Origin of the sequence: Oceanibaculum pacificum, from assembly GCF_001618175.1 — a bacterium.
GTDB classification, from domain to species: Bacteria; Pseudomonadota; Alphaproteobacteria; order Oceanibaculales; family Oceanibaculaceae; genus Oceanibaculum; species Oceanibaculum pacificum.
This window is the reverse complement of sequence record NZ_LPXN01000001.1, coordinates 165,633-185,612: the sequence shown is the minus strand read 5'-3', so window position 1 is coordinate 185,612 and position 19,980 is coordinate 165,633. Positions and strand designations below refer to the sequence as shown.

19 protein-coding genes and 1 tRNA gene are annotated in these 19,980 nt (G+C 62.7%); 14 read left to right on the top strand and 6 right to left on the bottom strand.

The window, feature by feature from the left end:
• Nucleotides 1-96: 96 nt before the first annotated feature.
• Nucleotides 97-540, top strand: a complete 444-nt coding sequence (locus AUP43_RS00915; protein WP_067551280.1) for an arsenate-mycothiol transferase ArsC — start codon at nt 97-99, stop codon at nt 538-540.
• Nucleotides 541-640: 100 nt separating this feature from the next.
• A complete protein-coding gene (locus AUP43_RS00910) occupies nt 641-1,261 on the top strand; it encodes a glutathione S-transferase family protein (protein WP_067551278.1) in 621 nt (206 codons plus the stop codon).
• A gap of 13 nt (nt 1,262-1,274) precedes the next feature.
• Here the strand turns inward: AUP43_RS00910 and AUP43_RS00905 are convergent, their stop codons facing one another.
• Nucleotides 1,275-2,186, bottom strand: a complete 912-nt coding sequence (locus tag AUP43_RS00905; protein WP_067551275.1) for a LysR family transcriptional regulator — start codon at nt 2,184-2,186, stop codon at nt 1,275-1,277.
• A gap of 108 nt (nt 2,187-2,294) precedes the next feature.
• On the opposite strand from AUP43_RS00905, the gene AUP43_RS18810 reads away from it, so the two are divergent.
• The 6 genes from AUP43_RS18810 to AUP43_RS18805 all read left to right on the top strand — a co-directional run bounded on the left by AUP43_RS18810 (nt 2,295) and on the right by AUP43_RS18805 (nt 7,982).
• On the top strand, nt 2,295-2,465 hold the full coding sequence (locus AUP43_RS18810; RefSeq protein WP_157089166.1) for an RSP_7527 family protein: 171 nt from the start codon (nt 2,295-2,297) through the stop codon (nt 2,463-2,465).
• An 82-nt stretch (nt 2,466-2,547) separates the two neighbouring features.
• On the top strand, nt 2,548-3,699 hold the full coding sequence (locus AUP43_RS00900; protein ID WP_067551273.1) for a trans-sulfuration enzyme family protein: 1,152 nt from the start codon (nt 2,548-2,550) through the stop codon (nt 3,697-3,699).
• Nucleotides 3,700-3,792: 93 nt separating this feature from the next.
• Nucleotides 3,793-4,410: a glutathione S-transferase family protein gene (locus tag AUP43_RS00895; protein ID WP_067551270.1), complete on the top strand. Its 618-nt coding sequence runs from the start codon at nt 3,793-3,795 to the stop codon at nt 4,408-4,410.
• Between the two features lie 111 nt (nt 4,411-4,521).
• Nucleotides 4,522-4,613: transfer RNA gene (locus AUP43_RS00890), tRNA-Ser, on the top strand.
• A gap of 470 nt (nt 4,614-5,083) precedes the next feature.
• Nucleotides 5,084-6,757, top strand: coding sequence for an AAA family ATPase (locus tag AUP43_RS00885; RefSeq protein WP_067551268.1), 1,674 nt, complete (start codon nt 5,084-5,086; stop codon nt 6,755-6,757).
• The gene (locus AUP43_RS18805) at nt 6,702-7,982 is read left to right on the top strand and encodes a hypothetical protein (RefSeq protein WP_157089165.1); all 1,281 of its coding nucleotides are present in this window, start codon (nt 6,702-6,704) and stop codon (nt 7,980-7,982) included. The genes AUP43_RS00885 and AUP43_RS18805 overlap by 56 nt, the downstream gene beginning before the upstream one ends.
• A gap of 7 nt (nt 7,983-7,989) precedes the next feature.
• Here AUP43_RS18805 and AUP43_RS18495 read toward each other — a convergent pair whose 3' ends face one another.
• Both AUP43_RS18495 and AUP43_RS00880 read right to left on the bottom strand, forming a co-directional pair.
• A complete protein-coding gene (locus tag AUP43_RS18495) occupies nt 7,990-9,318 on the bottom strand; it encodes a DNA-methyltransferase (protein ID WP_084462379.1) in 1,329 nt (442 codons plus the stop codon).
• Between the two features lie 207 nt (nt 9,319-9,525).
• Nucleotides 9,526-9,933, bottom strand: coding sequence for a hypothetical protein (locus AUP43_RS00880; RefSeq protein ID WP_067551265.1), 408 nt, complete (start codon nt 9,931-9,933; stop codon nt 9,526-9,528).
• Between the two features lie 134 nt (nt 9,934-10,067).
• Between AUP43_RS00880 and infB the strand changes: the two genes are divergently transcribed.
• From infB to ugpQ, 6 genes are all read left to right on the top strand, one after another.
• Nucleotides 10,068-12,089: a translation initiation factor IF-2 gene (gene infB / locus AUP43_RS00875; RefSeq protein WP_232314841.1), complete on the top strand. Its 2,022-nt coding sequence runs from the start codon at nt 10,068-10,070 to the stop codon at nt 12,087-12,089.
• A gap of 52 nt (nt 12,090-12,141) precedes the next feature.
• Nucleotides 12,142-12,597, top strand: a complete 456-nt coding sequence (gene rbfA / locus AUP43_RS00870) for a 30S ribosome-binding factor RbfA (RefSeq protein ID WP_067551262.1) — start codon at nt 12,142-12,144, stop codon at nt 12,595-12,597.
• Entirely contained in the window at nt 12,587-13,513 is a 927-nt protein-coding gene (gene truB / locus AUP43_RS00865) for a tRNA pseudouridine(55) synthase TruB (RefSeq protein WP_067551259.1), read from the top strand. Before rbfA ends, truB begins: the two co-directional genes overlap by 11 nt.
• A gap of 17 nt (nt 13,514-13,530) precedes the next feature.
• Nucleotides 13,531-13,800, top strand: coding sequence for a 30S ribosomal protein S15 (gene rpsO, locus AUP43_RS00860; RefSeq protein ID WP_067551256.1), 270 nt, complete (start codon nt 13,531-13,533; stop codon nt 13,798-13,800).
• A 298-nt stretch (nt 13,801-14,098) separates the two neighbouring features.
• Nucleotides 14,099-16,225 carry a polyribonucleotide nucleotidyltransferase gene (gene pnp / locus AUP43_RS00855; protein ID WP_067551253.1) on the top strand — a complete coding sequence of 709 codons (2,127 nt, stop codon included), beginning with the start codon at nt 14,099-14,101 and terminating at the stop codon, nt 16,223-16,225.
• 123 nt (nt 16,226-16,348) lie between these two features.
• The gene (gene ugpQ, locus AUP43_RS00850; protein ID WP_198154770.1) at nt 16,349-17,071 is read left to right on the top strand and encodes a glycerophosphodiester phosphodiesterase; all 723 of its coding nucleotides are present in this window, start codon (nt 16,349-16,351) and stop codon (nt 17,069-17,071) included.
• A gap of 6 nt (nt 17,072-17,077) precedes the next feature.
• On the opposite strand, the gene fabI is transcribed toward ugpQ, so the two are convergent.
• The 3 genes from fabI to fabA form a co-directional block, all read right to left on the bottom strand.
• Nucleotides 17,078-17,869 (bottom strand): enoyl-ACP reductase FabI, encoded by a 792-nt coding sequence (fabI, locus tag AUP43_RS00845; RefSeq protein ID WP_067551319.1) that lies wholly within the window; start codon nt 17,867-17,869, stop codon nt 17,078-17,080.
• Between the two features lie 73 nt (nt 17,870-17,942).
• Nucleotides 17,943-19,157, bottom strand: coding sequence for a beta-ketoacyl-ACP synthase I (fabB, locus tag AUP43_RS00840; protein ID WP_067551248.1), 1,215 nt, complete (start codon nt 19,155-19,157; stop codon nt 17,943-17,945).
• Nucleotides 19,158-19,159: 2 nt separating this feature from the next.
• Nucleotides 19,160-19,690, bottom strand: coding sequence for a 3-hydroxyacyl-[acyl-carrier-protein] dehydratase FabA (fabA, locus tag AUP43_RS00835; protein ID WP_067551247.1), 531 nt, complete (start codon nt 19,688-19,690; stop codon nt 19,160-19,162).
• Between the last annotated feature and the right edge of the window lie 290 nt (nt 19,691-19,980).

Here is a 19,980-nt window from a genome sequence, read left to right as displayed (position 1 = left end):
TCGGAAGGGGAGAGGGATGCGGGAGCTTGGCGACGAAGGAGCCTAGCGGAAGCTGGGTGAGGGGAGACACTCCCTCCGCCGCGCGAGGGACCGCCGATGCGTGACATGCCGGGCTCCGTGCTGTTCGCCTGTTCGCTGAATGCGGTGCGCTCGCCGATGGCGGAGGCGATCCTGAAATTGCTGTTCGGCAAGAAGGTCTATGTCGATTCGGTCGGCGTGCGCGGCGGCGATCTCGATCCTTTCGCGGTCGAGGTGATGAAGGAGATCGGCATCGATATCTCGCGCCACCGCTCCAAGAGCTTCGACGAGCTGCTGGACACCTCCTTCGACCTGGTGGTCTCCCTGTCGCCCGAGGCGCAGCACAAGGCCGTCGAGATGACTCGCACCATGGCCTGCGAGGTCGAGTACTGGCCGACGCTGGACGCCACCGCCTATGAGGGCAGCCGGGAGGCGCGGCTGGCCGCCTATCGCCAGGTGCGCGACAGCCTGATGAAGCGCATCAAGGAGCGCTTCCCCGCCGTGCCGGCGTCGCAGCTTTAAGCCGCCGCCCGTTCTTTCGGGATGGAGGGCTTGACGAAGGGCGCGGGCCGCGCAACTGATCCGGTGCCGCCATGAGGCGGTTCGTCCTTTGGGGGAAACAATGTCCAGCTACACGCTTTACGGGGCCTTCCTGTCGATGCCCTGCGTCAAGATCGGCCTGATGCTCGATCTGTGCGGCCTGAAATACGATTACAAGCATGTCAATCTGCGCGCCGGCGAGAACAAGACGCCGGAATTTCTGGCGATGAACAAATGGGGCCAGGTGCCGGTGCTGGTCGAGGATGGCGCGGCGATGGCGCAGTCCGGCGCGATCCTGATCCATCTGGCCGAGAAGACCGGCAAGCTGGACGGCGCCACCCCGGCGGAAAAGCAGCAGGTGCGCGAATGGATCTTCTGGGACGCCGATTTGCTGCATCCGGGCATCGCCGGCCCGCGATCCCAAATCCTGTTCCTGAACGGCGCGCCGGAGATCGTCGCCTTCGGCCAGGCGCGCGGACAGCGGGCGCTGGGCATGCTTAACGAGGCGCTGGAGGGCCGGCAGTATCTGGTGGGCGACAAGCCGACGATCGCCGATCTGGCCTGCTTCGTCACCGCCTCCTACGCCGCCGACGCCAAGATCGCGCTCGACGCCTATCCGAACGTCCGCGCCTGGCTGGCCCGCATCGCCGCCCTGCCGGGCCTGAAGACCCCCCAGGAGGCCCTGCCGCGCCCGGCGGCGTGAGACTGCTTGCCCCTTACCCGCCCGGCTTCTGCCAGGGCGGGACGGGGTTATAGCGGGCGACCAGGAAGTCCAGGAAGGCGCGGACCTTGGCGGAGAGGTGGCGGGCGGAGGGAAAGACCGCCTGAATGACCGTGTCGGGCACGGTGTAGTCCGGCAGCACATGCACCAGCCGGCCGGCGGCGACATGGTCGCCGACCATGTATTCCGGCAGCACGGTCAGCCCGCCGCCGGCCAGGCAGGCCTCCAGGATCGCCTCGACGGAGCTGAGCTGGATGTGCCCCAGCACATGCAGCATGCGCGTTTCGCCGTCGCGCGTCAGGCTGAGATCGAGCAGCGGCGAGCCGGGCGGCTGGGTGATCAGCTCGTGGCTGTCGATGTCGGACGGCGATTGCGGCGCGCCCTTGCGGGCCAGATAGTCCGGCGAGGCGTAGAGCCGCCGATGGTTCGAGGCCAGCTTGCGCGCCACCAGGCTGGAATCCTTCAGATTGGCGATGCGGATGGCGAGGTCGAACCGCTCCGCCACGATATCCACCACCGCGTCGCTCAGCACCATCTGCACCGTCACCTCGGGATAGGCGGCGCGGAAGGCGGGCAGGGCCGGGGCGACATGGCGCTGGCCGAAGCTGATCGGCGCGGAGATGCGCAACAGCCCGCGCGGCTGGCCCTCCAGCTGGCTCACCGTCTGGTCGGCGTCGGCCAGGTCGGTCAGGATCCGCGCCGCCTTCTCGTAATAGGCCTCGCCGATCTCCGTCAGCCCGATGCGCCGGGTCGTGCGGTTCAATAGCCGCGCGCCCAGATGCTCCTCCAGCGCCGCCAGGTTTTTCGACACGGCGGAGGGCGACAGGCCGAGCTTGCGACTGGCCCCGATCAGGCTCTCGGATTCCACGACGGCGGTGAATACCTGCAAGGCGAGGAAACGATCCATTTGTCTTTCATTCCTCTGCGGAACTAGTTCCTGCACAGATCAGCCGATTATCGCGGGGCCTGCAATCCCCTAAATCTGGGGCAGGAAATACGTAAGGAGGACTGACCTATGTATGCGCTGCACACCGACATTTCACCCCGGCTGATCGATCGCTATATGGTCCAGGGCCGGCAATTGCGGGCCGATGCGATGGCTGCTGGCTATCGCGCCGCGCGGGCCTTCCTGAAGCGACTGGTCACCGGCCGCCCCGCGGCCGACGGCAGCCTCTCGCTCGGCTGATTGCGGAAGCGCTTTCCGCTCGGGGGCCCCATGCCGCGAGCGCACTTGCGGGGGAAGGGCCGGGCGCGCTAGCACTAGCGCCATGAGCAAAAACTTCCCCGACGCGTCGCCCGAGACGCTGGCCGCGCAGGCGCTTGGTGTGACCGAGCCCCTGACCGGCGCCGTGACCCCGCCGGTCTATATCGCCAGCACCTTCGAGCGCGAGGCGGACCTGGAATACAAGAATGGCTTCATCTATGGCCGTCCCGACAATCAGACCGTGCGGCAGGCCGAGGGCGTGCTGACGGCGCTGGAGGGCGGGGCGGCCAGCCTTCTGGTCGCCTCCGGCATGTCGGCGGCGACCGGCGTGTTCCTGGCGCTGAAGCCGGGCGACACGGCGCTGGTGCCGGAAGTCATGTATTGGGGCATCCGCAAATGGCTGAACGCCTGGGGCGCGGAATGGGGCGTCGCGATCGTCTATTACCCGAATGACGACATGGCGGCGCTGCAGGCGCTGACCCAGAAGCACAAGCCGGCGCTGATCTGGGCGGAGACCCCGTCGAACCCGATGTGGAGCATCACCGACCTGAAGGAGGCGGCGCGCATCGCCCATTCGGTCGGGGCGAAGCTGGCGGTCGATTCCACCGTCGCCACCCCGGTGCTGAGCCGCCCGCTGGAGCATGGCGCGGACATCGTCATGCATTCCGCCACCAAATATCTGAACGGCCATAGCGACGTGATCGCCGGCGCGCTGGTGACCCGCGAGGCCGACGATTTCTGGCAGCGCATCGTCGGCATCCGCAAGGATATCGGCACCATCATGGGGCCGTTCGAGGCCTGGCTGCTGCTGCGCGGCATGCGCACCCTGCATGTGCGGGTGCGCGCCGCCTCGGCCAACGCCATGGCCATCGCCCGGCATTTCGAGAAGCACCCGAAGGTGGCGCAGGTGCTCTATCCTGGCCTGCCCGGCCATGCCGGCCACGCCGTCGCCGCCCGGCAGATGACCGGCGGCTTCGGCGGCATGCTGTCGATCCGCGTGACCGGCGGCAAGGAAGGGGCGGTGAAGGCCGCCGCCGGCCTGAAACTGTTCAAGCGCGCCACCTCGCTGGGCGGCGTTGAGAGTCTGGTCGAGCATCGCCGCTCCATCGAGGGGCCGGAAAGCCCGGTGCCCGAGGATCTGCTGCGCTTCTCCATCGGCATCGAGAGCGAATCCGACCTGATCGCCGATCTGGAGCAGGCCCTGGCGGCGGTGTAGGGCGGGCGCGGGATCGATCCTCGCTGGCTGTTCCCTCTCCCGGCGGACTGGCCTAAGGTGCGGGCCATATTCCGCAACCATTGGGAGTCGACGATGATCGATCTCTATAGCTGGACCACGCCGAACGGCCGCAAGGTCTCGATCATGCTGGAGGAGGTGGGGCTGCCCTACAAGGCGCACGCCGTGAACATCTCCAAGGACGAGCAGTTCGCGCCGGATTTCCTGAAGATCAGCCCGAACAACAAGATCCCCGCCATCGTCGATTCCGACGGGCCGGGCGGCAAGCCGATCAGCCTGTTCGAGAGCGGCGCGATCCTGTTCTACCTGGCCGAGAAGACCGGCAAGCTGCTGCCGGCCGACCCGGCCGGGCGCTACGAGACCATGACCTGGCTGATGTTCCAGATGGCCGGCGTCGGCCCGATGTTCGGCCAGGCGCACCATTTCCGCCGCTTCGCCAAGGAACAGGTGCCCTACGCCATTGAGCGCTACACCAGCGAGACGCACCGCCTGTACGGCGTGATGGACAAGCGCCTGGGCGAGGCGGCCTATCTGGCCGGCGATTATTCCATCGCCGACATCGCCACCTACCCCTGGATCGCGCGCTGGGAATGGCACGGCATCGAGTGGGCGAACTACCCGAACCTGAAGCGCTGGTTCGACGCCATCGGCGCCCGCCCGGCGGTGCAGAAGGGCATGGCGGTTCCCGGCTAAAGGTTTATTTCGGTTTGGCGACGCGCCCGCCCCCATCTCTCGTTGACAGGGATGGGGGCGGCCTACTAGAAGAAGCGTCCGCATACGTCGTGAACGTAAGCCGCTCACGGCGGAGGGGTGGCCGAGTGGCTGAAGGCGACGGTTTGCTAAACCGTTATACAGGTTAAACTGTATCGTGGGTTCGAATCCCATCCCCTCCGCCAATTTACCTTCAAGAATACTTCTATCGATCCGGCTCCGGCCGGATTTTTTCGTTGTTCTCGCAGGTTATGCGGGAGAGGCTGAGCACTGGCTAGGCCGGCGGCAGTCCCGGAAGCGGTCTCTCATGGTCGATATTCTCCGGACCTCATGACTGCGCCGATTTGGTGAACAGCTGCTAGAGCCATGAAAACTCTAGAGCTTCTCTTTGGAACCCAAGCGCTTCGAAGCTGGTCCCGGGTGGTCCATAACGTGACCGTATTCGAACGGTGGTTATCGCTGAGCGATTCAAGCCAAGCCACTACCCTGCATGGAAAAATCCCGTGCGACGCATCCCAAGGCTGGCTCATCTATATCTCCACGACAACTGCGCGACAATCGTTGGTGCTATAATTTTTCTGCGACTATCGTGGGATTGACATGCTTATCTTTCCGTGAGAGAAGGCCGGCAGTCAAAGTTTCTTAGGAGCATGCAATGAGCTCAGGTCGAAAGAACTATCTAAGCCACGAGACCGTCGTCGGCGGCCTGCGGTCTCTCGCATCACAGTCGTTCAAACGTTCCGGCCGCACCGCCGCGATGGGTTATCTTATGCTGAAGGCAAAGGAGCCATCCAAGGGGGATGCATTCGAGCTATTTTCGAATGGAAGCGATAGTGTCGAACCGGAGCTAAAGCGCTTCTTCCGGATTCTTCCAGGAACGCCGCTGCCCGACGTCAATCCATTCGGCCAGCGAGAGGGTGCGATCGAGTTCCTGGCCCCTGGGTATGAGCGCCGTGGCACGTACACCCATTTGTACGAAGGACGAAATTTGAACTCCCTCTTAGAAGTGACCCCGACCGATGGACACTTCTCGATTCGCATTCCTGATGACGCTGCAGAAAAAATCGCTGAACTGCTGGGAGACAAGATCCCATTGAAGGCAGCGGCTGCTTTTCTGCTTAGGGGGGAGCCGTTTGACGATGGGGTGACTGACAAGGATGTCATCGATCGGTTCAAGTCGGTATTCAAGTTGTCCGACAAAGAGGTGAGCGCGCTCTTCAAAAAGGATGCTCTCGGCTTTTCATTCTCTGAGCAAAAGTATGATGAGAGCTTGGCATCTCTGCCCCCGGATCTTCAACCGCGCTCTCAGAGCACTAGCCATGCTACTACGGCTAGAGCAGCGAAAGAGCTGGTTCCAATGGCTGCTTCGAGTGAAGTCGATTTGGTCATCAGCGGTGATGTACGCCGCCGGATTTGTAGGGCAGTTGCATCTTCCAAAGCTGTGGCGCTGGTGGGCGCGCCGGGTACTGCGAAGTCACGGCTTTGGGCTGAGCTGCTAGAAGAAGCCGTCACGGATCCCTCCTTGCTCGGGTTAGACAACTCGCCAAACTACGTGTGCTACACTGCGGAAATCGACTGGACGGCTCGCACGCTGATTGGCGGTTACTATCCCCAAGAAGACGGGCGCCTCGCATTTCGCGAGGGCTATCTTCTCCGGGCAATCCGCGATAACCAGCTGTTCTGGATCGACGAGATGAACCGCGCCGATCTCGACCGAGTTCTTGGGCCGGTTCTTACCTTCCTTGCCGGCCAAAGCGTTGATTTAGGACCTACGCATCTTGGTAAAGGCGAAGGCGCAGAAGCGCCGAAGTCAATGGTCTTAATGTGGGCCAAGGGTGAGAAGAGCGGTGTGAAGGAGGATAATGAACAGCGCGTGTATTATGTTGGTTCCGATTGGCGATTGCTCGGCACCTACAACAACGTTGACCGAGGGCGGGTATTCCCAATGGGATCAGCCTTGCTTCGGAGATGGGCGCTCGTTCCCGTGCCACCAATTGATGTGGCAGCCTTCGAAGGCCTGATTGCGAAAATCACGAAACTTCGTGCGCCCGTCGCAAAACTTCTCTCGGCCGCTTATGCGCTACACCTTGATGCCCTTTCTATCGGGCCAGCTCCTTTCTTGGACATGGCTCGGTATGTCTCGCGAGAGGCAGAGGCATCGGCGGATACTACAGCCACGGCAGATGAGAAACAGCTGCTGCAAGACGCCTATATCCTCTACATGGGTCAACAATTGATGCGATTGGACCCAGAGAAAAGGGAGGACTTCTTCGATGGTCTCGGCGGTATTTTCGGACATGACCTCGCCAGTGAAGCCGCCAGCCTTTGAGGGTGCTTCCGCCTCTATTCCTTGGAAAGGGGTATCGGCTCTTTCCTCTCATTGGGCAGGTGCTGGCTCACTTTACGATTGGTTCCGGCCTGATGAGCTTGAGATCGCAAGGGATTGGGCACCGGAAGTCGTCCGCGCGAGGATGGTCGAGGTGGCTTTACTGCATATTCAAACCACTTTAGGGAGACATCTTCCGAGACATGCTGGTGAATGGCTGGACCTCATTGGCCAACAGACGCAGCGTGCGGTAGATTATGTAGATGCACCGTCAGCTCACACTGATTGGCAAGCGACGATCGCGGTCTTCGGCAGATATCCGTCTGAAAGCTATATCGAGAAGCGGCCCGTTTACACGCATGACACAAGCTTTACGCGATTACTGAAGTGGACGGCGACATCCATCGCACGGGCCGAATCCCTAATTTGGGCTCAGTTTGGCCGGCGCACACTTGAGCCTGCTATGCGGCAACGTTTCTCGTCCGCGCTCGAACTTCCGGAAGTCGCCACTGCCGCAGACGAGCTTGACGGACTGTCAGAGTACGATCGAGATGCATGTCGCCAGGCGGGGGGTGTTTGGCTCGTACTTGCCAAGATAGCGGAAATCCTGATGGGGCTTTGGACCGGAAGTGCGTCGGCTCAGTTGCTCGCGCTAAGACCAATCCTCCCCGAATTTGCGCACCAGCTTTTCGAACTTGGTACGCTTGGCACTATTTCATCTCGACTGAAAGAGACTGCGAGCGAGCAAGTGTGGACTTCGAAGGCTCCCTTCGCTGCGGCACATGGAGGGCGTCCCTCGCTGAGCCTCGATGCCAAACAAGGTGAATGGCACGCCTTCTATCAGACAGTTCCGCGAGAGTACCGTAGCGTTGCATCACCTTACCGATCCGTTACGCGAGATTTGGAGGGAGCTCCTCTGCGGCCCGACCTCTGGATTGAGCAGACTGTGGCGGGCAAACGAACCGAATTAATCTTCGAATGCAAATATTCACTGAACTCCTCTTATGTGTCGACTGGGGTGACCCAGTGCTTTGCATATGAGGTCGAGTTTCCGCCCCAAGGCGGAGCGAGAAGGCTTCATATCGTTGTCGGACCGGAAGAGGTCGTTGCAAGGCCTCGATCCTGGAGTGGGCGCTTTGCCGTTGCTGACCCTTCTGCAGCGAGTGAGCTGTGTGCTCAGGCATTTGCGGGTAGACTAGAAGCGATCGTGACTGCTTGGGAAGAGTAACGACTTCTCATTCCAACGGATCGGGAGAAGTATTCTCCACGAGAGTCGGCAAATCGGAAAGCGGAACCTCTCTCCGATCGGTTGTCGCTGCATTCAGTTTCTTGCGCGCAGTCTCGAGATACTTTTCGGAAACGTCTATTCCAATAAAGCGTCGCCCAAGTGCAAGAGCTGCTACGCCGCTATTTCCTGCGCCGACAAATGGGTCCAAGACGAGGTCGTCTTTATCAGTCGTTAGCGCCAAACATCTTCCTGGCAGCGCGACGGGAAACTGCGCACCGTGGCCATCTCGTCCGCTAGAGGTTGGCAACGTCCAAACATCCGAGAGTTTATCCGTCTCCCATCCGTTATTTCTGCCACCAAGGGCCGCTGGAAGGCGTCGGTATATTTCCTTGTTGAATTTCGGAGTCCGGACCTTAGACAGATGAATGACGTATTCAAGATTTCGACTTACTCGTGAATTTTGGGGCTCCGGGAGAGTCGCTGTTTTAGCCCACGTAACCATAGACTTTACGAAGAATCCCATGCGCGATGCGCGCTCCGCAATCCTGCTTGGAATTAGGCATTGCTCCCCATCCTTGAGGTAAGCATGCCCCGCGCTGTAGCGGCGGCAATCATGCTCGCTCCACTTCCTCTTATCATTACCCTGCATCGCTCGCAGAGCTTCGACTGCGTTGCCTCTGATTTGAGTTCGGGTGTTGAAGGAGTCCATCACATTCCACCAGACTGAACCGTCGTGCTTCAGAACCCGGAGGATTTCATACAGAATTTCAGTCGTGTGACGGATGAAGCCCTCAGGAGTTTGCTCATGGCCGTATGAACACCGGTCATCATCGGCCCAATTGCTCGCAACGGGTGTGTCGTAAAGTCTCAAACCCCAATATGGTGTTGATGTTACAACACATTGAATTGAAGAGGATGGTAGTGAACGTAAAATTTCAATAGCATCGCCCTTGAGTAGGACGAATTCATTTGTGATATCCAGTTTTTTTTCGCTGGTCATTTGGTATCTGTTTCTTGTCAGATATTGAATGATCTTGCTGCGCGGGACGAATGTTTCGCTGAATGCATCTTGGTCTAGAAGCTTGACAACGTCGGAAGCGTCGAGGCGTTGCTTCCGTCCCACCACCTTGTTGATGAATGTTCGAGAGAACCCAACGACAGGGGCAACATCCTCGATTGCGAAATCAAAGTCACTGTCCGCAAAGAGCGTGCGATCGAATGAGCTTACGGGGGTTGTTGGCTTAATATCCGGAAGCAGCGCTTTATCTCCGCCATCAATGAGTTCAATTTTTTCTGGACCCGCTTCCACCGCGACATTGTTGAATTTCTTAAGCATCAAGAAGTCGTCCTTTGTAGTCGCGGCGTTTCTGGAAGCATACCGTATGTAGTTTTTCTATCAAGCCGATAGGCCAGATATGGATCCAAGGTTCGCCAAGCTAGCGCTTCGTGCTCTAGATGCTGAACCACGTGGGCTCTCCAATGCCTGTTGCCGACCGTCATCTGGGGCGTACCTCCGGTGGCAGCGGCGTTCCAGCTACTGTGTCTACAGGGCTTCGGGCTGGTCGGAAAGCGGGGTTTCGAGGCGCTGACTCCACCACTCCACAGGAAACGTCTCCAGCACCTGCGCGAGCGTCACCTCTGCCCTGTGCTTCCCGTCTAGGATCGCCTCGACGAGATCCGGTGCCAGAAGCGTCAAGCGCAGGACGCGGGTCATGTAGGACTGGGCAATGCCCTCGCTCTCAGCCAGTTCGGTGATGGTCGCGAATTCGCCCGCCTCTAGCATCCGCTTCCAGCGGAAGGCACGGACCAGCGCCTTGACGAGTGTGCTGTCTGTCCTTGGGAGTTCTGATGCACCTTGAGGCAAATGCATTTCTTTCCGACCGCCACGCTTTACGATGCGGAACGGAATGTGGAGGGTGATCGTATCGGGGCTGGAGGTGCCGCAGGTCATGCGGGCGCCCCTATGTCGCTGGCCATCATCTCGCGCGCAAGGCCGCCGAGGCCGCCGCGCGTCCGGCCAGCCAGCAGGCGCGTCCGGCCGGCACCCGCACGGCGGACGATGCCGGCGCGCGTGCCGCGGCGAAGATGGTCGATGTCGTTGCCGCGCCGGAAGAAGACGACGATGGCGGTCGCCGCCGCCGCAGCGGTGGCGGCGCCGGTGGCGCCAAGCCCGAAGTGCGCCGCGCAGCGCCCGCCGCCCGGCGTGGCGAGCCGCGTCGCCGTGGTGGCAAGGTCAATATCAACGAGGCGTTGGACGACAGCGAGCGGCAGCGCTCCCTGGCCTCCGTGCGACGCCAGCGCGAACGCGAAAAGCAGCGCCAGATGGGTGCTGCCCAGGAGCGGCACAAAGTGGTACGCGACGTCACCATCCCCGAGACGATCACCGTGCAGGAACTGGCCAATCGTATGGCCGAGCGCGGCACCGACGTCATCAAGGCGCTGATGCGCATGGGCGTGATGGCGACCATCAACCAGCCGATCGACGCCGACACGGCGGAGCTGCTGGTGGGCGAGTTCGGCCATAATGTGAAGCGCGTGTCGGAATCCGACGTGGAATTCTCGATCCGCCGCGCCGCCGATGTGGGCGAGACGCTGCAGTCGCGTCCGCCGGTCGTCACCATCATGGGCCATGTCGATCACGGCAAGACCTCGCTGCTGGACGCCCTGCGCAAGACCGATGTGGCGGCCCGGGAGGCCGGTGGCATCACCCAGCATATCGGCGCTTATCAGGTGAACCTGCCTTCGGGCCAGAAGATCACCTTCCTCGATACGCCGGGCCATGAGGCCTTCACCGCGATGCGCGCCCGGGGCGCCAACGTGACCGACCTGGTCGTGCTGGTCGTCGCCGCCGATGACGGCATCATGGCGCAGACGGTCGAGGCGATCACCCACGCCAAGGCGGCGAAGGTGCCGATCATCGTTGCGGTCAACAAGATCGACAAGCCGGGCGCCAATTCCCAGCGCGTGCGCCAGGAATTGCTGCAGCACGAGTTGGTCGTCGAGGAGCTGGGCGGCGACATATTGTGCATCGACGTCTCGGCCAAGACTGGTGAGAATCTCGACAAGCTGGAGGAGGCCATTCTCCTGCAGGCCGAAATTCTCGACCTGAAGGCCAATCCGGAACGCCAGGCCGAAGGCACCATCGTGGAAGCCAAGGTTGAGCGCGGCCGCGGTTCCGTCGCCACCGTGCTGATCCAGCGCGGCACGCTGAATGTCGGCGACGTGTTCGTCGCCGGCGCCGAATCCGGCCGCGTCCGCGCGCTGCTCGATGATAAGGGCCAGCCGATCGACAGCGCCGGCCCGGCGCAGCCGGTCGAGGTGCTGGGCCTGAACGGCACGCCGCAGGCCGGCGACGAGTTCATCGTCGTCGACAATGAGAACCAGGCCCGGGACATCGCCGAGTACCGCCAGGCCAAGGTGCGCCAGCAGAATGCGGCGACCTCGGGCCGGGGCACGCTGGAACAGATGTTCACCCAGCTTGCCGAGGGCGCCAAGAAGGAGCTGGCCGTCATCATCAAGTCCGACGTGCAGGGCTCGACCGAGGCGATCCGTGCCAGCCTGGAGAAGCTGGAGACCGACGAGGTGGCCGTGCGCGTGCTGCAGGCCGGCGTCGGCGGCTTCAACGAAAGCGATGTGACTCTGGCCAAGGCGTCGAACGCGCTGATGATCGGCTTCAACGTCCGCGCCAACCCGCAGGCCCGCGAGATGGCGCGCCGCGACGGGGTCGAGGTGCGCTACTACTCGATTATCTACAATGTGGTCGACGACGTGAAGGCGCTGCTCAGCGGCATGCTCTCGCCGGTGGTGCGCGAGACCCATATCGGCAATGCCGAAATCCGCGAGGTCTTCAACATCACCAAGGTCGGCAAGGTCGCCGGCTGCATGGTCACCGAAGGCACCGTGAAGCGCGGCGCCAAGGTCCGCCTGCTGCGCGACAATGTCGTGGTCCATGAGGGCACGCTGAAGACCCTGCGCCGCTTCAAGGACGAAGTGCGCGAGGTCAATAACGGCTATGAATGCGGCATGGCGTTCGAGAATTACGAGGACATTCGCAGCGGCGATGTCATCGAATGCTTCGAAGTGGAGGAAGTGGCCCGCGCCTTGTGATCAAGGGCCGGCTTAGGCCGGCCCCGTCACGCAAGCAGGCCCTTTTGTCGGCATGGTAAAGCGCAAACCCCAGAGCAATGCGGGTCCGAGCCAGCGTCAGCTGCGCGTCGGCGAAGAGCTGCGGCATATCCTGTCGCAGATATTGATGCGCGACATGCTGCGCGATCCGGTGCTGGAGGGTATGTCCATCACCGTGACCGAGGTGCGCATCAGCCCCGATCTGCGGAACGCGACCGCCTATATCATCCCGCTGGGCCAGGCCGCCCAGCCCGTCGAGGGCGGCGAAAACGGCAATATCCGGGACATATTGAAGGCGTTGAACCACGCCGCCCCCTTCATCCGTGGGCAGATCGGCCGCGAGGTGACGCTGCGCCATGTGCCGGCGATTCATTTCGTGAACGATACGGCCTTCGCCGTTTCCGCGCGCATCGACAATCTGCTGCGCCGCCCGGACGTCGCCCGCGACCTGGATGCGGACGAGGCCGAGGACACCCCCGATGGCGCGTAAGCGCCGCGGCGAGAAGGTCGATGGCTGGCTCATCCTCGACAAACCCGAAGGGCTGAACTCCACCCGCGCCGTCTCCGTCGTCCGGCGCGTCTTCAACGCCGCCAAGGCCGGCCATGCCGGCACGCTCGACCCGCTGGCGACCGGCGTGCTGCCGATCGCCCTGGGCGAGGGCACCAAGACCGTTCCCTTCGTCATGGATGGCCGCAAGAGCTATCGCTTCGAGGTACGCTGGGGCCAGGCCACGGCCACCGACGACCGCGAGGGCGATGTGACCGCGACCAGCGAGACGCGGCCGACGGCAGCGGAAATCCAGGCCGCCCTGCCCGGCTTCCTGGGCGAGATAGAACAGGTGCCGCCACGCTATTCGGCGATCAAGATCGACGGCGAGCGCGCCTACGACCTGGCCCGCGCCGACGCGCCGGTGGAGATGAAATCCCGCATCGTCACCGTCACCCGGCTTGAGCTGATGCGCATCGTCGATGCCGACACGGCGGAATTCGAGCTGGATTGCGGCAAGGGCACCTATGTCCGCTCGCTCGGTCGCGACCTGGCGCTGGCGCTGGGCACGGTGGGGCATGTGCACAGCCTGCGGCGGCTGCGCAGCGGGCCTTTCACCCTGGAACATGCGATTTCCCTTGATTTACTGGACGGGCCGGAGCAAGTTCCCGCCCCTCAGTCGCACCTGTTGCCGATCGAGACCGCGCTGGACGACATCCCGGCCCTGGCCTTGAACGGCATGGAGGCAACCCTGATGCGCAACGGTCAGGCCGTTCCCCTGTTTCGGGCGGTCGATCTGCAGCGCCTGGGAGATCTGGAGGAAGGCGACATGGTCTGCACCGTGTCGGACGGCAAGCCGGTCGCGCTTGCCCGCTTCAGCCAGGGACGCCTGCACCCGGTGCGTGTTCTCAACCTCTGATATTGGAGGAACTGACGATGTCGATTACGGCCGAGCGCAAGCAGGAACTGATCAAGGAATATGCCCAGGGCGAGCACGATACCGGCTCCCCCGAGGTGCAGGTTGCGATCCTCACGGAACGCATCCGCAACCTGACCGACCATCTGAACGAGCATAAGAAGGACTTCCATTCCCGTCGCGGCCTGCTGGTCCTCGTCGGTCAGCGTCGTCGTCTGCTCGACTACACCAAGAAAAAGAGCCAGGGCCGCTACGAAGCGCTCATCGGCCGCCTGGGCCTGCGCCGCTAACCGGCCGCAGCCTGGAAGAAACAAGGGGCGCCCCGGGAAACCGGTGGCGCCCTTTTCTTTGCGGTCATTTGGCCCACATCCCGCTTGGCATTGACCTTAACCGCGTTCCGTGACATAGAACGGGCGCGCAAAAGAAGAGATAGATAGATTAGGAACCCGACCATATGGGTCGACGCCGCCGCCCGGCATCGCGGCTGACAAGGGTCAGCATGACGATAGGGCCGCTCAAACGCCCCCCATATAGCCCTGAACTCTTCTGACCGGACGCGCGGGTTCCGCACGACGAGGATATACCTGTATGTTTACCGTTTACCGTAAAGAGATCGACTGGGGCGGCCGCAAGCTGGTCCTTGAGACGGGCAAGGTTGCCCGCCAGGCGCATGGCGCCGTGATGGCCACCTATGGTGAGACCACCGTGCTGTGCACCGCCGTTGGCGCGAAAGCGCCGAAGGAAGGCCAGGACTTCTTCCCCCTGACCGTGAATTATCAGGAGAAGACCTTCGCCGCGGGCAAGATCCCCGGCGGCTTCTTCAAGCGCGAAGGCCGGCCGACCGAGAAGGAGGTTCTGACCTCCCGCCTGATCGACCGCCCGATCCGCCCGCTGTTCCACCCCACCTACCGCAACGAGACGCAGGTCGTCTGCACCGTGCTGAGCCACGATCTGGAGAATGATCCGGACATCGTGTCGATGATCGGCGCCTCCGCGGCCCTGACCATTTCCGGCATGCCCTTCATGGGTCCGATCGCGGCTGCCCGCGTCGGCTACATGAATGGCGAGTATGTGCTGAACCCGCTGCAGCAGGACGTGAAGGACTCGCAGCTCGATCTCGTCGTCGCCGGCACCGTCGAAGGCGTGCTGATGGTCGAATCGGAAGCCCATGAGCTGTCCGAGGAAATCATGCTGGGCGCGGTGGTCTATGGCCACACCGAGATGCAAAAGGTGATCGACGCGATCATCGAGCTGGCCGAACAGGCCGCCAAGGACCCGTGGGACCTCACCCCGCCGGCCGCCGGCATCGACACGCTGCAGGCCCGCGTGCGCGAGCTGGGCTACGACAAGCTGGTCGAGGCCTACAAGGAGACCCAGAAGGCCGAGCGCTACGCCAAGGTCGGCGCGGTGAAGGAATCGGTCAAGGCCGCCCTGGCGGATACCGAGGAGCTGCCGCTCGACAAGTTCGGCGGCGTCTTCAAGGAGCTGGAAGCCGACGTCGTCCGCAACGCCATCCTGGATACCGGCCTGCGCATCGACGGCCGCGACACCAAGACGGTCCGCCCGATCGTCTCCGAGGTCGGCGTTCTGCCGCGCACCCATGGCTCGGCGCTGTTCACCCGCGGCGAGACCCAGGCGATCGTGGTCACCACGCTGGGCACCGGCCAGGACGAGCAGATCATCGACGCGCTGGAAGGCGAGTATCGCGAAAACTTCATGCTGCATTACAACTTCCCGCCCTACTCGGTCGGCGAGGCTGGCCGCATGGGCTCTCCGGGCCGTCGTGAAGTCGGCCATGGCAAGCTGGCCTGGCGCGCCGTGCGTCCGCTGCTGCCCGCCAAGGAGGACTTCCCCTACACCATCCGCATCGTCTCCGAGATCACCGAGTCGAACGGCTCCTCCTCGATGGCGACGGTCTGCGGCAGCTCGCTGTCGCTGATGGATGCAGGCGTGCCCCTGAAGCGCCCGGTGGCGGGCATCGCCATGGGCCTGATCAAGGAAGGCGACCGGTTCGCCGTGCTGTCCGACATCCTGGGCGACGAGGATCACCTCGGCGACATGGACTTCAAGGTCGCCGGCACGGAAGAGGGCGTCACCTCCCTGCAGATGGACATCAAGATCACCTCGATCACCAAGGAGATCATGAAAATCGCCCTGGATCAGGCGAAGCATGGCCGTCTGCACATTCTGGGCGAGATGGCCAAGGCCTTGACCGGGGCCCGCGAGGGCGTGTCCGAGAATGCGCCGCGCATCACCACCATCTCCATCCCGAAGGACAAGATCCGCGACATCATCGGCCCGGGCGGCAAGATCATCCGCGAGATCTGCGAAGTGACCGGCGCCAAGATCGACATCGACGATGACGGCGTGGTGAAGGTTGCCGCCGTCAGCGACGAATCGAGCCAGAAGGCGATCAACTGGATCCGTGAGATCGTGGCGGAGCCGGAAGTCGGCGTGGTCTACACCGGCAAGGTCGTGAAGGTGATGGATTTCGGCGCCTTCGTGAACTTCCTCGGCCCGAAGGATGGCCTGGTGCACATCTCCGAGCTGGCCGAGGGCCGGGTCGGCAAGGTCACCGACGTCGTCGATGTCGGGGCTACCGTGAAGGTGAAGGTGCTGGGCTTCGACGATCGCGGCAAGGTCAAGCTGTCGATGAAGAAGATCGACCAGGAGACCGGCGCCGACCTGTCGGCCAAGGACGACGCGGCCGAGTAAATCGGGCGCTTGTCGGAATGACACAGAGGCGGCACCTTCGGGTGCCGCCTCTTTCATGTCTAGCGCCGGAAAGCATGGCGGCCAAAAGAACGGTTCGAACGACAAGGCATCGGGAGCAAACGCGTGACCTACCCTAAGATCATCGGCCATCGCGGCGCCGCCGCCCTGGCCCCGGAGAACACCCTGGCCGGCTTCGCCAAGGCCGCCTCGCTGGGGGTGAAGATGGTGGAGCTGGACGCCAAGCTGTCGGCCGACGGCGAAGTGGTCGTGCATCACGACGACACGCTGGGCCGCACCGCCAATGGCCAGGGGCCGGTCGCCCAGGCCAGCTTCGCCGCGCTGCGGGCGCTGGATGCCGGCGGCTGGTTCGGCGAGGCCTATAAGGGCGAGCGCATCCCCACCCTGGCGGAAGCGCTGGACGCCATCGCCAAGGCCGGCATGGGCGTGAATGTAGAGATCAAGCCCTGCGCCGGCCGCGAGGTCGAGACGGCGGAGAAGGTCATCGCCGTGGCACGCGCGCAGTGGAAGGGAGACGGCCCGTTCCAGTTTTCCAGCTTCAAGCGCCCTTGTCTGGAGACCGCGCTGGCCCAGGCCCCGGACTATGAACGCGGCTACCTGACCGACAATTTCGCCGAGGGATGGCTGGAGAACGCCCAGGCGCTGAAATGCGCCAGCGTGAACGGCAATTTCCGCGGCTATACGAGGGAGCGGATCGCCGCCACCCACGCCGCCGGCCTGCTGGCGCTGACCTATACGGTGAACGAGCCGGCCATCGCCCGCCAGCTCCTGGCGAACGGCATGGACGGCATCATCACCGATGTACCGGACCGGATGCTCGCGCTATAGGCCGGCTTATTCCTCTTCCGCCTGCTGGCGGTTCGGATGCGGGATCGCCGTCACGTTGAAGCCGCTATCGACATAGAGCACTTCGCCGGTAACGCCCGACGACAGATCGCTCAGCAGATAAAGGCCGGCACCGCCGATTTCGTCCAGCGTCACATTGCGACGCAGCGGCGCGTTGGTCTGGGTGAAACGATAGACATAGCGCGCATCGCTGATCGCCGAGCCGGCGAGCGTGCGCATCGGGCCGGCGGAGATGGCGTTCACCCGGACATTCTGGTCGCCCAGATCGACCGCCAGATAACGCACGCTGGCTTCCAGCGCCGCCTTGGCCACGCCCATGACGTTATAATTTGGCGTCACCCGCTCAGCCCCCAGATAGGACAGGGTGACCAGGCTGCCGCCATCGGTCATCAGCGGTGCCGCGCGCTTGGCCACGTTGGTGAAGGAGAAGCAGGAGATATCCAGCGTGCGGCGGAAATTCTCGCGCGTGGTGTCGAGATAGCGCCCCTTCAGCTCCGACTTGTCGGAGTAGGCGATGGCATGGACGACGAAATCCAGCTTGTCCCAGCGCTTCGACAACCCCGCGAAGGCGGCGTCGATGCTGTCGTCCGAAACCACGTCGCAGGACAGCAACAGGTCGGAGCCGACGGATTCCGCCAGGGGCGCGACGCGGCGGGCGAAGGAATCCGCCTGATAGGTGAAGGCCAGCTCCGCCCCTTGCGCCGCCAGGGCCTTGGCGATGCCCCAGGCGATGGAATGATCGTTCGCCACGCCCATGATCAAGCCGCGCTTGCCGGCCATCAAGGGCTGGGCGGCCGTGTCGGCGGGGCTTGCGGCTTCAGCCGCGCTTTTGGGATCGATGGTCATGCGCGGGTCAGCCGTTATAGCGCTTCATCGCCAGGACGGCATTGGTGCCGCCGAAGCCGAAGCTATTGGAAAGGGCAAGGTCAACCTGCTTTTCGACCAGCTTCTGGGCGATGGGCAGGTCGGCGAACGCCTCGTCGAGCGTTTCGATATTGGCCGAGGCGGCGATGAATCCATTCTGCATCATCAGCAGCGTATAGATCGCCTCATGCACGCCGGCGGCGCCCAGCGAATGACCGGTCAGCGATTTGGTGGAGGCGATCACCGGCAGGTCCTTGCCGAACACCTGGCGCAGCGCATCGGTCTCGCGCTGGTCGCCCACCGGCGTGGCGGTGCCGTGGGTGTTCACGTAATCCACCTTCCCCTCGACGCCCTGGAGCGCCATCTGCATGCAACGCACCGCGCCCTCGCCGGACGGCTGCACCATGTCGTAACCGTCCGAGGTGGCGCCATAGCCGACGATCTCGGCATAGATCTTGGCGCCGCGCGCCTTGGCGTGCTCCAGCTCTTCCAGCACCAGCACCCCGCCGCCGCCGGAAATCACGAAGCCGTCGCGGTTCGCGTCATAGGGACGCGAAGCCTTCTCCGGCGTATCGTTATATTTCGACGACATGGCGCCCATGGCGTCGAACAGCACCGACATGGTCCAGTGCAGCTCCTCGCCGCCGCCGGCGAACACGATGTCCTGCTTGCCAAGCTGAATCAGCTCCGCGCCATTGCCGATGCAATGCGCCGAGGTCGAGCAGGCCGAGCTGATGGAATAATTTACGCCCTTGATCTGGAAGAAGGTCGACAGGCAGGCGGAGTTGGTGCTCGACATGGCGCGCGGCACCATGTACGGCCCGACCCGCTTCGGCCCCTTCTCGCGCGCCGTGTCGAAGGCCAGCATCATGTTGCTGGTCGACGGCCCGCCCGACCCCATGATCAGGCCGGTGCGGATATTGACGACATCCTTCTCCTCCAGCCCGGAATCGGCGATGGCCTGCTCCATGGCGAGGTAGTTGTAGGCAGCGCCCGGCCCCATGAAGCGCAGCAGCTTGCGGTCGATCGCCTGTTCCAGGTCGATCTTCAGCGAACCATGCACCTGGCAGCGGAAGCCCATCTCGCGATATTCATCGGCCGGGGCAATGCCCGACTTACCGATGCGCAGCGATTGAGTCACCTCTTCCGCGTTATTGCCGATGGAAGAGATGACGCCCAATCCGGTGACGACGACGCGTCGCATGTTCAGCCTCCGGCGGCCATCGCGGTGTCGGGCTGGAACAGGCCGACACGGATGTCCTTTGCTTCGTAGATCGTTTCCCCGTCGCACTCGACCCGGCCATCGGCGATGCCGAGGACCAGCTTGCGGCGGATGACGCGCTTGATATCCAACATATAGGTGACCTTCTTGGCGGTCGGCAGCACCTGGCCGGCGAATTTCACCTCGCCCACCGCCAGGGCACGGCCCGCGCCTGGCGCTCCCACCCAGCCCAGAAAGAAGCCCAGCAACTGCCACAGCGCATCCATGCCCAGGCAGCCAGGCATCACCGGATCGCTCTCGAAGTGGCACTTGAAGAACCACAGGTCCGGCTTAATTTCGAACTCGGCCTTCACGACGCCCTTGTCATAAGCGCCGCCCTCTTCGCTGATCTCGGTGATGCGATCAAACATCAGCATCGGCGGCAGCGGCAGGCGGGCATTTCCGGGTCCGAACAGCTTGCCATGCGCACAGGCGAGCAAATCCTCGTAGGTGTAGTTGTCCTTGCGGTCGGCCATCTCGGCTAGGCTTCTTTCCTGGTTGTTGCGACCCAATCATTCTTGCCGATCAGGCCCGTGAACGGAGCGATTCCCCTATCGCTGGCCAGCGACTTTACCGGAACACTTCCCCGAAACGGAACAGAAATGGCAGTCTCGATGCCGCAACGCAACCCGGAAGGCCGGAAAAGCGCAGCGCGGCGCGATTGAATCCCCTGTGGAAATCTCATAGAAGAATTACATATTACAGTTGCACGAGCTTTTTCGTGACGGTTTGCGGAAAACCGACAGTAACTGAACCCTGGTGGCCG